This window comes from Xylanibacter sp., assembly GCF_057607445.1.
Map to the genome: position 1 here is coordinate 217,646 of NZ_DBLZAX010000005.1, position 13,633 is coordinate 231,278.

The 13,633-nt window shown below is 32.3% G+C and carries 11 protein-coding genes and 1 pseudogene; all 12 read left to right on the forward strand.

Annotated elements, in window-relative coordinates; genetic code table 11:
- Window positions 1-408 precede the first annotated feature (408 nt).
- Window positions 409-1,140, forward strand: coding sequence for a hypothetical protein (locus ACZMIG_RS06075; RefSeq protein ID WP_487889260.1), 732 nt, complete (start codon window positions 409-411; stop codon window positions 1,138-1,140).
- 973 nt (window positions 1,141-2,113) lie between these two features.
- The gene (locus ACZMIG_RS06080; RefSeq protein ID WP_487889261.1) at window positions 2,114-3,301 is read left to right on the forward strand and encodes a GHMP family kinase ATP-binding protein; all 1,188 of its coding nucleotides are present in this window, start codon (window positions 2,114-2,116) and stop codon (window positions 3,299-3,301) included.
- A gap of 23 nt (window positions 3,302-3,324) precedes the next feature.
- Complete coding sequence (locus ACZMIG_RS06085) at window positions 3,325-4,059, forward strand: sugar phosphate nucleotidyltransferase (RefSeq protein ID WP_487889262.1); 735 nt, start codon at window positions 3,325-3,327, stop codon at window positions 4,057-4,059.
- Between the two features lie 31 nt (window positions 4,060-4,090).
- The gene (locus ACZMIG_RS06090; protein ID WP_418874890.1) at window positions 4,091-5,329 is read left to right on the forward strand and encodes a lipopolysaccharide biosynthesis protein; all 1,239 of its coding nucleotides are present in this window, start codon (window positions 4,091-4,093) and stop codon (window positions 5,327-5,329) included.
- Between the two features lie 12 nt (window positions 5,330-5,341).
- Window positions 5,342-6,664 carry a hypothetical protein gene (locus ACZMIG_RS06095; protein WP_487889263.1) on the forward strand — a complete coding sequence of 441 codons (1,323 nt, stop codon included), beginning with the start codon at window positions 5,342-5,344 and terminating at the stop codon, window positions 6,662-6,664.
- Between the two features lie 27 nt (window positions 6,665-6,691).
- Complete coding sequence (locus ACZMIG_RS06100; RefSeq protein ID WP_487889264.1) at window positions 6,692-7,705, forward strand: acyltransferase family protein; 1,014 nt, start codon at window positions 6,692-6,694, stop codon at window positions 7,703-7,705.
- 56 nt (window positions 7,706-7,761) lie between these two features.
- Window positions 7,762-8,916 (forward strand): glycosyltransferase, encoded by a 1,155-nt coding sequence (locus tag ACZMIG_RS06105; RefSeq protein WP_418873986.1) that lies wholly within the window; start codon window positions 7,762-7,764, stop codon window positions 8,914-8,916.
- Window positions 8,917-8,925: 9 nt separating this feature from the next.
- Window positions 8,926-9,486 (forward strand): acyltransferase, encoded by a 561-nt coding sequence (locus tag ACZMIG_RS06110; protein ID WP_418873985.1) that lies wholly within the window; start codon window positions 8,926-8,928, stop codon window positions 9,484-9,486.
- 91 nt (window positions 9,487-9,577) lie between these two features.
- Window positions 9,578-10,681 carry a glycosyltransferase gene (locus ACZMIG_RS06115; protein ID WP_418873984.1) on the forward strand — a complete coding sequence of 368 codons (1,104 nt, stop codon included), beginning with the start codon at window positions 9,578-9,580 and terminating at the stop codon, window positions 10,679-10,681.
- The gene (locus ACZMIG_RS06120) at window positions 10,665-11,855 is read left to right on the forward strand and encodes a Coenzyme F420 hydrogenase/dehydrogenase, beta subunit C-terminal domain (protein WP_418873983.1); all 1,191 of its coding nucleotides are present in this window, start codon (window positions 10,665-10,667) and stop codon (window positions 11,853-11,855) included. The genes ACZMIG_RS06115 and ACZMIG_RS06120 overlap by 17 nt, the downstream gene beginning before the upstream one ends.
- Window positions 11,855-12,955 (forward strand): polysaccharide pyruvyl transferase family protein, encoded by a 1,101-nt coding sequence (locus ACZMIG_RS06125; protein WP_487889265.1) that lies wholly within the window; start codon window positions 11,855-11,857, stop codon window positions 12,953-12,955. Before ACZMIG_RS06120 ends, ACZMIG_RS06125 begins: the two co-directional genes overlap by 1 nt.
- Window positions 12,952-13,633, forward strand: a pseudogene (locus ACZMIG_RS06130) (hypothetical protein); the annotation flags it as partial. The gene ACZMIG_RS06125 and the pseudogene ACZMIG_RS06130, both read left to right, overlap by 4 nt.

Consider the following 13,633-nt stretch of genomic DNA (forward strand, 5'->3'; position numbering starts at 1 on the left):
AAAAAGTTTTAAAACTATAGTACGAGAGCGCAAAAGCGCAACTAAAGAGCCCCACCAAACCTCCCCCGTGTGGAGGCTTATATTTCGATTTTTCTAAGTGAAGAACGAAAAGCAGGCTTGAGCAATTAATAATTAAGAAAGTTTGTCCTGATGCTAAGGTCTTGCCTTCAACAATATACAAATAACAATATTGCAATAATGATAAATCTGGCGTAATGACGTGTCAGCAGTACAGAAAAACAAATACATCATATAATATAAAACCGACTAACTCTTAATATCAATCATCGACATCGGTTAATTCATTCTTACTGACTATTTTCTGCTGACCCGTTGCGGCTGACGCCATCGTAGATGTTTAATGCTCTCCACAGCCGGGAGGGCACAAATAAAACAAAAAGAAAAAATATGTTTGACACACTGTCCAGGCAGTTTAAGGAACTACTTAAATTTCCCTTTATCCACAAAATACGTAACGGCAGCAAGCACTATGCCGGCCGCTATCTCGACGGAAAGGCCTATTATTACTACGACGAGCGTGCCGACGGCCGCATTTACGAAGGCAGCTTCTATTATCTGGGCAAATATTACTACCACCCTCACGGCAAGACGACAGACTATGTCAGCGGCACCTATCTGCACAGCAGCAAACATGGCCGCTGGAAGTTCCACCATAAGCGCCATGGTTCCAACAAGCTGCTCTACGTCGACTATTTCGAGGGCCGTCACAATGGCATCTATAAGTATAAGTCATCCGGCAAGAACGGCAGAAATGGCGTTGACAATCTTCTCTTTGTGGAAATGAGCGACGGTCATCCCTGTGGTGCCATAAACGGTCATTTCTCCGGCGAGATCTTCACCGGCCGCTGTGATGCCGAAGGCCGTCCCGACGGCACATGGACCATGGATCTTTCGCATACACCGGAGTGCCGCATCGACTATGAAGTATGGGATCACGGCCATCTCATTGAGTCATACACTATGGACCTCACTACCGGTACCAGAAAGTCTAACGACAACAGCATACTGGCCTTCCTCAGAAGTTTCGTCTATTACGAGTGCCTCCCCATGGAGCGCCTCATCACCAAAGGCTCCATCGCCTGGCGCGGCAACTTCAAGACGGAAGAGGAAATAAAGTGAATGGCAGTTCGGGCGAAAATGAGAAGAAAACAAAGAATTAGGAGTTAAAGAAGCATTATTAAGTGAAGAGCAGGCTTGAGCAATTAAAAATTAAGAAAGTTAGTCCAGATGCTGACAAGAAGCAATAAAGGCATATGGCTAAACAAAAGCCTCCCCACGGGGGAGGTTTGGTGGGGCTTTTTAATTCACACAGTGACAGGGTTACCACCTACTTTATAAACTTTTTATATTATATACGCGCAAAAAAAATAAAATGAATATATATACATGCCGATAATTTATTTTATTGCATATATATAAAAAGTTTTGAAAACAGCTTACCACCCTATCACTCTTACAGTGCTCTTGAAGGTTGAAAATGGCATAAGAAACGAATGTAACACGCATATATACAGCGACTTACATCTGTGTGGTTACCCTTTAACAGAGCACTGCAGGCTTTAATCACTACCTGTAGCAAAAAACGCGAAAAAGTCCAAATCTTTTTTGAAATAAAAAAATAAAACCGAAAAATAAAATGTAAATATTTATTTTCAAAATCTTTTTCAAAACTGGAAAAAGATTTTCTGATATGGGACAATAAATGTTGCATAACGAACAAAATATATACAACCTTACTACAAGGTGATTATACTTTCAATATGTAAAGATAAATTACTAAGAACAGAGGTGAAAAAAGAAGGACAGATGTAGAATCCGGATAGGAGTTAAAGTAGTTATAGAAGTTATCGCCAACAAGTTGGCTATAAGTTAGAGTCAATAGCAACCCCAACTCTTACTAAAAGAACTAACAGAGCATTTGGATTGACTAACGTCGAATTTTGTTTTTTCACTTTTAACTATTAATTTTTAATTGCGCTTTTGCGCCTACTCTTCTTATAACTCATTTGTTTTTGTAAAGAAAACCACTGAGTTTTGATTAAAAAATCAATGGTTTATAAATAGTTTTCAATAGAAAATAATAGAATTAATCATGCAAGATTTACATCAGGCGTATCGTACCTTCTTTGGTAAGGGTGATGCCTTATATCAGTTATTTTCGCCATACCGCATTTGTCCGTTAGGCGCGCATGTTGACCATCAGCACGGATTGGTAAGCGGTTTTGCTTTTGACAATGGCATTGATTTCTTGTTTTCGGCTACAGATACGGGAAAGGTAGAAATGGCCTCGTTGAGTTTTGAAGGACTGATGACTTTCAATGTTCAGAAGCCTGTGGATGAAAAACAAAACAATTGGGGCGACTATCTGCGTGGGGCTGTATGGGCTTTGCAGCAGGATTATCATCTGGAAAAAGGTGTGCGCGGAATAGTTAAAGGCTCAATGCCGGTAGGCGGAGTATCCTCGTCGGCAGCATTGCTATGCGGATTTGTAATGGCTATAGCAAAAGTAAACAACATAAGCCTTGACAAAATGCATGTGATAAGTTATGCAAGCAAGGCAGAGCGCGAATATGTAGGCTTGCGAAATGGTATATTGGATCAGGCCTGCGTGGTGTTGTGTGAGTCAGACAAACTGCTGTATCTTGACACAGAGACATCAGAGTATGAACTTATTCCTTTTGGTAGCGGCAATGTGCAGATGCCGTTCAAAATAGGAGTATTCTTCAGTGGAGTGACACGTAAGCTGACGGGCACCGACTATAACTTGCGTGTGTCTGAATGTAAAACAGCTGCATGGATTACAGAAGCATACATGAACAAGCCGCTGAAGGAACTGGAAGATACACGTCTTAGAGATGTACCTGAAGCTGACTTCGTGAAATATGCCGACCGGATGCCTGAAAGATTTGCCAAGCGTGGAAGGCATTTCTATACAGAATGTGAGAGGGTGAGAAAAGGTGTTGAAGCATGGAAACGTGGTGACATAGAAGCTTTTGGAAAGCTCATATTTGAGAGCTGTGAAAGTTCGATAAACAATTATGAATGTGGCTCAAAAGAACTGATTGCCTTATATGAAATAATGCGGACAACTGATGGCATATACGGCGGACGGTTCAGCGGAGCGGGATTTAAAGGAGCATGTATAGCCTTGGTTGATCCATCGAAGGAGGAACAGATAAAACAATATGTAAGTGAAGAATATTTGAAGCGTTTTCCACAATATAAAGACACCTTTGAAGTGTACTTCTGCAACCCGAGTAATGGTGTTGAGTTTCTTTAAAATTATAACAGAATAAGCTAAATATGAAAAATATAGTAATAGCAGCCGGATATGCAACGAGGCTTTATCCGTTGACAGAGAATTTTCCGAAGCCGCTGTTGGAAATAGGCAACAGCACTATCTTAGGCAGACTACTTGACGATATAGATAAGATTGATGATATTGACGAGCATATCATTGTAACAAATCATAAGTTTGCAGGTCATTTTGAGAAGTGGGCGGCAGAGCATAAAATGTCAAAGCCCGTAAGAATTATTGACGACGGGACAGAGACTAACGAGACACGCCTTGGAGCCGTTAAGGATCTGCTGCTGGCCATTGACAGCTGCAATGTGGATGACGACATGATGGTCGTAGCGGCAGACAACATACTCGACTTCTCGCTGCAGGGCTTTGTAGACTTCTTCAAGGAGAAAGGTACGTCTGTGATAATGTGCCATAACGAACCTGAACTGAAGAAGCTGCAGCGTACAGGAGTGATTGCCGTTGATGAAAATATGAAAGTGCTGCAGATGCAGGAGAAGCCTGAAAAACCTGTATCAAACTGGGCTGTTCCTCCATTCTATATATACAGCAAAAAGGACTTGCCGCTTATCAAAGACTGCATGAGCCACGGCTGTGGATTTGATGCTCCGGGTAATCTTGCCCATTATCTTTGTGAGAATACCGATATGCATGCCTGGGTAATGCCGGGAAAAAGGTTTGATATAGGTAGCTTGGATAGTTATGAAGAGGCGAAGAAAATGTTTAATTTGTAATTTATAGGATTGATAGTTTATATATTATATAATGAATTTAAATAAATCTAAACGGCAAGTAATTTTATTGTATTCGTGCACAATAATTGGTATATTCTTAGGAGTTTTAGTATCTATTGTAAATACAAGATTTCTAGAACCTTCAAGTTATGGTGATGTACGTTATGTTAATAATATAATTGCTTTTTTTTCTGGAATATTTTTATTTGGATATTTTGTTTCGGGGAGTAGGCTTTTAGCATTGGCAAAGGATAAAGATGAAGCAAACAAAATAAAAGGAGGATTGGTTTTTATATTAGGCATTACTATAATATTAATGATTGTGGTGATGTTAATAAGCGGTTTTATACATGATTATTGTCTCCACAAAAAGTTTTATTATCTTTTTTATCTTGTTGTACCTGTATGCGGTTCAACTCTTTTACTTAATTATATTAATACTTCATCTCAAGGGGACAACAGCATAACAACAATAGCCTTTGCACGTTTATTGCCACAATTTATATATTTAATTATTGCATTTCTTGTTTATAAATATAGTGGCGCATCAGCAGAGAAAATGCTTCTATTGCAAAATGGTATTGCGCTAATAATATTATTATTCTTAATTTTTAAGAATTCTCCCAATTTTTCTTCTCTTAAACAAACACTTTATAAATTAAAGGATGAAAACAAACAATATGGTCTGCAGGTATATTATGGTTCATTGGCAAATGTGTCTATTCAATATATTGCAGGAGTAAGCTTAGGAGTGTTTGGTAATGATAATACTAATGTTGGGTATTACACATTAGCTTTAACAGTAACATCGCCTTTAATGATGTTGCCAAATGTTATTGGAACAACTTATTTTAAGCAATTTGCACATCAATCTTTTATTCCTCGTAAGCTTTTATTGGGAACATATTTAATGTCTATTGCAAGTTTATGTGCTTTTATAATATTGATTTATCCAATAGTGGATATATTATATAATGATTCTTATGCCAACGTAGCATTTTATGCAAGTGTAATGGCTATTGGATTTACACTTCATGGATTGGGTGATGTATATAATCGTTTTTTAGGTGCTCATGGTAAAGGTACATATTTACGTAATGCAGCATGGATTAGTGGATTTATATCGTTGGTAGGTTATACAATAGGAATATATTTTTATGGAATTACAGCAGCAATCATAACAAGAATTTTGAGTTCTTCAATTTATTATTTTTCTTTATTATTCTATTATAGAAAATTTCGTGGAATGAATCGGAATGTAGTTTGTTAAGGATGAAATATAATGATTTTTTTTAATACAAAAAGGAAAAAAGAATACAATCGTTACAGCATATTTTATATGTTTGTCATGATTATTTATATGGCTCAAGCAACACCAGAAACGAGCCGTATGGTTGCTAGTCTATCAGGAAATCCTATACCTTTCTTGATGCCAATAGTATTAACATTTATTTTATGTAGGAAGAATCCTATCACTTTTAACAATAAAAAATTATTTATTGTTATTATCTTATATTTAATATGGGCTATTTGTTCTTTAGTCAAATATGGTATTTATACCACAGAAGAACTATCATATCACTTTTTTATGATATATGCTATTATAATTGCTTATATACATAATAAAGTATTTGGATATAAGATTGTTCCAATATATGAGAATATTATGGTTTTCTTATGTAAAATAGCAGTTTGGTTATGGGCAATATCAGTTTTAGTTCCAGCTTCATCATTCATATTTCGGTTATTTCCCGAAACAACTTATGGAAATAGTGTTTTGTATCTTTTTACATGGATGGATCCTGCAAAAGGCCAGGTTTATTCTGGTATTATAAGGAATGCTGGATGCTCTTGGGAACCTGGGCGTTTTGCAATTATGATTTCTTTAGCTATTTTTTGTAATTTATGTCAATATGGTGTTAAATTTAAAAGGAATAAAAATATATGGTGGCTATTGATAGCGTTGTTTACAACACAATCTACAACAGGATATTTTTCTGTAATTGTTTTATACATAGTTTTTTTATTAAATAAATTAAATATAAAAAATATATTATTTCTATTATTTGTTGTAGCTCCAATAACTTATGGCTTTATGCAATTAGATTTTATGGGTGATAAAATTTCTTCAAGATTATCTAATGCCAAAGATTTGTCAAGATTAGAAGAATCGTTTGTATGGAATACAAACAAATATGCAGAAGGAGAATATATAGGTTCTTTGGATCGTTTTGATGCAATGAGTTTTGAGTGGTTAAATCTCCTAAATGATCCTATTTTAGGATATGGTAGAAATATAGACCATTCATATTTTAGAACTAATATTTCTACAAATTATGTATTAGCAAACGGTCTTGTTAAAGTGTTATCATCATTTGGTTTAATTTTAGGTGTGATATTTTTTTATATTTTATTTATATCTTCAATCAAAATTGCTAAAGATAGTGTGGTAAAAAGGAAAATGGCATTATTATTAATTTTATGCTTATCAGCAATATCTTATCCAATTCTATCAATACCAGTATTTACATCATTTTGGTTTTATGGATTTTTTAATATTCATAGTTGTGAGAAATTGGATATGAAAAAATATAGTAATACATAATTTTATGTTATAATACAAATAATAAATATGATACTTATTAACAAGCTAAATGTTTTTAATCTTGGTCTTTTAAGTAGGCAAAGAACATTTTTAATGGGGGTTGCTACCATAATGATTATATTATGTCATATACCAAAATATGGAGTAAATGTTGATGGATTATTACGTTTCATCTTAGCTTACGGAAATATTGGGGTCGACATATTCTTATTCTTATCAGGCTTAGGTTGTTATTATTCTTTATCGAAAACAAAAAAATTAAAAGCATGGTATAAAAAGCGTTTTTATAGAATATTTGTACCATATACATTAATACAATTACCTTTTTGGTTATATTATATTATTATTGGTGATTTTAATTTTTTTCATGAAATCTTAATTTATTCCACATTTGGATTTTGGGTTTGGCATCATGGAGCATGGTATATTGCATTATTAATTCCATTATATGCATTAACACCTTTAATATATAGAATTTTATATAATGGTAGATATAAGCTATTTAAGACGATATTTATTATTATTTTTATATTAATATTATGTAATATATCAATTGAAAGTGTTCATGATAAACCATTTTATGAAATATTAAAAAATATTCAATGGACATTTGTAAGAGTTCCTAGTTTCGTAATTGGAATGGCATTGGCTTCATTAGTCAAACAAAACATTAAAATTAATACTCTATTAATACTTATTTTATCCATTTCATCTTATTTGATAATTCATCAAATAAATGCAAACATTTTTGCATGGTGGTGTATTGTTCCTGCTATTCTTATTGTAATAGCAACATGTTTTGATTATATAAAAGATAGCGTGGTCTTTAAATTTATATCTTGGCTTGGAATCCTATCATTAGAATCATATTTAGCAAATAGATATTTATGTGAAGTTATTAAAGATGTAGTAAATAGAATTGGGTATTGCAGTCTATTCTACGGACATTATTTGGAATATTTGTGCATAATATTATTAGGAATAATAATAGCAATATTAATAAACAAAATTTCTGCATTAATAATAAATACAAAAATATAATATTTATAATTAACATGAATATTCATTTTTATATAAATAATACTTTCCCTTATGGAATGGCTGCAGCCAAAAGACGTCTTTGTTACGCAAAAGGTCTTTTAGCCGAAGGACATATTATAGATGTTGTTATATGTCAAAAGTGTTTAGAAAAAGAAAATGATGATGGTTTGCCAATAGAAGGAATCTATAAAGGAATATCATATATCTATGTATGTGGAAAGTATAAGTTCTCCAAGAAAAATAAAATAATTAGAAGATTAGATTATTTAGTGATAGACTATATTCGTTCATTCTTTTATGCATTAAAACACATACACAGAAAAGAAATTGTATATGTATATTATTATCCTATATTTCTACAAATATTGATCTTGTTAGCTGCAAAAATAAAAGGAGCAAAAGTTGTAAAAGAAACATGCGAGCATCCTTCTGCATTAGGGAATGTTAATTCAAAGTGGCATAAATTCTGTAAATGGTTTGAATATAGATTCGTTATGCCTCATTATGATGGATTTATAGCCATATCTCGTGATTTAAACAAATTTGTTGAAAAATATAAGTCAAAAAAAGCAAAGAGTATTATTGTTCCTATATTAGTTGAAGATCCTTTTTGCGATAAAGATGTGAGTAACCTAAAAAATGAATACAATGTTCCTTATATTATCCATACAGGAACAATGCTTGAGCAAAAGGATAGCATTTCTAAAATATTACACGCCTTTGCAAGGTTGAAAAGAGAAACAAATACAACCTGTAAATTAGTATTTACAGGTCCTCAGGCAACAGAAAAATGTAGTTATTTGCCATTGATAAAGAAATTAGGTATTGAAAAAGATGTGGATTTATTAGGATTAGTTCCAACAGGACGTGTTGCTGCATTACAGTATTTTGCAGCTATGACCATAATCTATAAAAGTGATAATCTACAAACGAGAAATTGCTTTCCTACAAAATTAGGAGAGATGCTTATCTGTGGAACTCCTGTGATAACAACGACAATAGGTGATGCTAATTTATATTTAGAAGACAAGAAAAGTGCATTGATATTTAATCCGGATGATGAAGATGCACTTATCAAATACATGAAGTTTATATTAGATGATCCTCAAAAAGCTCGTATGATAGGTTTAAAAGGAAAAGAAATAGCAATGAAATTTTTTGACCCAATATATCAAGGTCGTAGGCTATCTGAATTTTATATGGATTTATAAATTATAATTATGAAAATCATCTCAAATATTAGAAAGCGAATTGTTAAATTCTTTATGTCGCCAGAAAGGTATGCAAAATTCATTGGTGTTAAAATTGGAACTAATAATTTCATTCCAGATAAAAATTGTTGGTCATCAGAACCATATTTAATAACTATAGGTAGTAATTGCCAAATCACTACAGGAGTCAGAATTTTTACTCATGGCGGTGGAAATGTTGTAAGAAATGTGTTGCCTAATTTTGATGTATTTGGAAGAGTTACAATTGGTGATTGGGTATATATTGGAACTAATAGTTTAATAATGCCTGGTGTTACAATTGGTGATGGCGCATTAATTGCGGCAGGCTCTGTTGTTACAAAATCTGTTCCACCAAAAGTTGTCGTAGGTGGTAATCCTGCTCGAATAATTTCAACTATTGAAAAGTATATAAAACAAAATGAACGTTTTAATTTAAATTCTAAAAAAATGTCTGAAGATGAAAAAGCAAGATTTTTAATTTCATTATCAGAGGAAAAATTTATAACTAAAAAAAAGATGATTTTTCCTGATAATTTTAATATGAAATAAAATTATTTTTAACAGGCTTATAATTAAATTATTTTGGGCATTTGTAGGCTTATTTTATAAAAAATATAAGTCTAGAAAATTAAAGTGAAAAATGAGATTAGCAATATTAATAGATGTCTTTGCTGGAGGTGGAAAGGAACGAAGATGCCTTCAGATGATTAAAGGGCTAAATGAGCATAATATAAAAGATGTTCATGTAATATTAATAGATAACGTTGTTGATTATACTGATTTATATAAATATGCGCAAATACATATTATTGGTAGAAAAGGGAGGTTCGATTTGAATGTATTTTATAAGTTGTATAAAACATTAAAATTAATCAAGCCAGACTATATAATGTGTTGGAGTTTGATGAAATTTTCTTTTTATCTATGCTTTATTAAACCTTTTATAAAGTGTAAATATATTAGTGCTATAGTAACAGCCGCTATGCCAATAAAATTTTTCTCAATTTCTAATATTGTAAAATATATATCATTTAAAATTTCAGATATTGTTGTTGGAAATTCCTATGCAGGACTTATTGCTTATAAAGCTCCCAAAAACAAATCTTTGGTAATATATAATGGTTTTGATTTCGATCGTCAGAAAAAAATAAAAGAAAAAAATGATATTTTAAATGAGTTAAATATAAAAACAAAATATGTGGTTTCAATGGTTGCAAGAATAAATAGACATAAAGATTATCAAACATTTATTGATGCAGCAAAAAAAATAATCTCATATAGAAAAGATATTACATTCCTATGCGTAGGAAAAGGGGAATTAATTGATTTTTATCAGAATCAACTTTCAGAAGCAGAAAAACAATATATATTATTTACAGGTTTTAGAAATGATACAGATTCGATACTAAATATATCTAATATATCTGTTTTATGTACCAATAACAATATTCACAGAGAAGGTGTCTCAAATACGATATTAGAGTCTATGGCTTATGGAATACCTGTTATCGCTACTACGGGAGGTGGAACAAATGAGATTGTAGAAAATGGGAAGACAGGATTTATCATACCTCCATTTTCAGTAAATGCTCTTGTGGATAAAATAGAAATATTACTTAATAATGATAAATTATGGGAATATTTAAGTAATAATTCGAAAGACACTGTCAAACAAAAATTTTCATTAGATATCATGGTTAATAAATATATTAATTTATTTAAATCAAATGCTGACTCTAAATAAAGGTTTAATATTATTTTCATATGAACATTGTCAACAATGTGGTATTTGTAAAACTGCTTGTCCTCAAAAAGCTATTTCTTTTAAGTTAAGAAAGAATGGTCTGCAAGATATTATTATTGATATAGATAAATGTATTTTGTGTAAGAAATGTGTTAATATATGCCCTGCAAATAAGGAATGTAATTATCGTGATTATTCTGATGAATTTCCTAATAAAAAATACTTTTTAGGATTCAATTCAAACGATAAAATTAGAAGAGAATCTTCTTCTGGTGGCGTATGCAAAACATTAATAATAGAAGGATTAAGAAGCGAGTATATAGATGGTGTATACACATTAAAAAAGACAGATAAATATCCTTATGCTGAAGGAGAATTTTACACAAAAGAGAATATACCCGATTATTGCGACTTGCCAAATTCTATATATCATTCTGTTATGGCGTGTACTAATGTTAACAGAATAGAAAAATGCAATAGATTAATGATAGTCGGCACTTCTTGTCAACTTAGAGCCTTAGAGAAGTTTGCAAAAAATAAATGTAATGAATTGATAAAGATTTGCATATTCTGTAAGCAACAGAAAACTCTAGACTCAACACGTTTCTTAGCTAAAATTATTGGAGAAAAGATAAACAAAGATAAGGAGTTCGATGCACAATATAGAGGTACGGGATGGCCGGGTATTGTTAAAATAAACAACTCTTCATTACCATGGCATCGTGCCGCACAACTACCATTTGGTCGGAGGCTATGGACTGTGCCTGGCTGTGATGTATGCGGTGACTCTTATGGTATTGAGAGCAATGCAGACATAACATTAATGGATCCTTGGATTATCAGAAAGAGTAATGAATTAGGAGAAACATTAATAACTGTACATACAGAAAAAGGATTGGATATTCTAAAAGATATCCCCAATATTGTTTTAGAAGCAAAAAGCTACACAGAAGTAGAGCCGGCATTGTCATTAAAAGATGTATGGAGAAAACAGCAACTGGTTCCTTTCTTTAGAGGGGAAGAATGTGGTGATAAAATTATTAAGGCTGGAAAAGCAGAATTTAGGCAACGGAAAATACTAAGCTGTATAGCTAAAAAACTTCCTCGAATGCCAATTTTGTTTTATCGTGTTCTATGTAAGTTTCCTGATTTAAGAAACAAAATATTAAAATAATGGATATAAAGGTTATTACTCGCCATGCACCTTCAAACTATGGCTCGTTGTTACAATCTATAGCAACAATAAAGATAATAGAAAGGCTTGGTCATAAGTGTGAAATAATTGACTATATAAGAAACGATGAAAGAGGTTTAAGAGCCATAACGACACCTTTGAAAAATAAAAAAGAGTGGAGTGGCAATATAATAAAACGAATTGCATATATATTACTGAGATATCCTGAAGAAAGCATTGCGGAAAGGAAATTTGACAAGATGCGTTCAAAATACTTAAAGTTAACTGAACATTGCACAACTCTTAGTGAACTATCAAGACTGAAAGCAGATGTCTTCATGACCGGTAGTGACCAAGTTTGGGGACCAACTCTAAATGGAAAATATGACGAAGCTTATTTCCTTTCTTTTGTAAAAGAGTCAAAAAAAACCGCGTATGCAGCAAGTTTCGGAAGGACAGAGTTCACGGATAAAACTAAAAACGAATATAAAAAACTTCTTTCAAAATATGATGCAATTGCTGTAAGAGAAGACTCGGCTGTACAACTTCTTAGTGATATGGGCATTAATTGCCTAGGTCAAGTATTAGATCCTACATTATTATTAACTGGGCAAGAATGGCAAAATCTAATTGTCAACAAGAATAAAATAAAAGGTGAATATATACTTGTATATCAACTTCATAATAACCCGGCATTAAACAATTATGCAATACAACTAGCTTCACGTTTAGGCCTTCCCTTATATCGAGTATCACCAACACTCCATCAAATAAAAAGAGGCGGTAATTTTTTATATTTACCAGACTTAGGAGATTTTCTATCATATATAAAAGATTGTACTTATTTTATAACAGATTCTTTTCATGGAACTGCTTTCGCATTAAATTTCAATAAACAATTTATTGAAATATTACCAAATAACAAGACCGGAAGCAGAAACCAAAGTATATTAAGACTTACAGGATTAGAAAACAGGATAATACAAAACTTCAATAACTTCTCATTAGTTAATGATAAAATTGATTACAACAACGTAAACTCTATTATCGCAAACGAAAGGGAAAAGTCGATACAGATATTGAAAAACTTGTTACAATGAAAATATTAGTTATCACATATCCGTGTTCGCCTTACAGAGGGTCCGAATTCTCCGTTTCATGGAACTATGTTACCCATATGTCAAAAGATAACGAATTGTATGTTATATATGGTACATCAGGTAATGGTTTTGGAAATGTAAGTGAATTGAAAAACTGGTTGTCAAAAAATGAATTACAAAATGTACATTTTATAGATGTTCATGTTCCGAATAACCGTTGGACAAAGTTTCTGGCTTTATGTAGAAAAATAAATTATAAATATGGTTCTTTTATACAATACAAATATTGGTATAAATGTGTATACAAAAGAGCTAAAGATATAGTAAATGCAGAAAACATAGACATTGTACATTACTTAAATCCAATAGGTTTCAAAGAACCCGGAGAATGTTGGAAAATAAAGGATATTCCATATGTTTGGGGACCAATCCAAGGAGTTGAAAACAGACCCTTTTGCCTATATAAAGCAATGGGCTGGAAAGGAAAAGCAGATGCTATTGCAAGATTAATATTACATAATGGAATTATGCGTTTTTCACCCAAAATAAGAAAAGCTATAAAACGAACGAATGCTTTGTTTGCGGCAACCCCCAATACAGTAAAACAAATTAATGATATCTTTAATAAGAAATGTATATATCTGCCAGAAAATGGTATAGTTGAAATGAATATAGAAA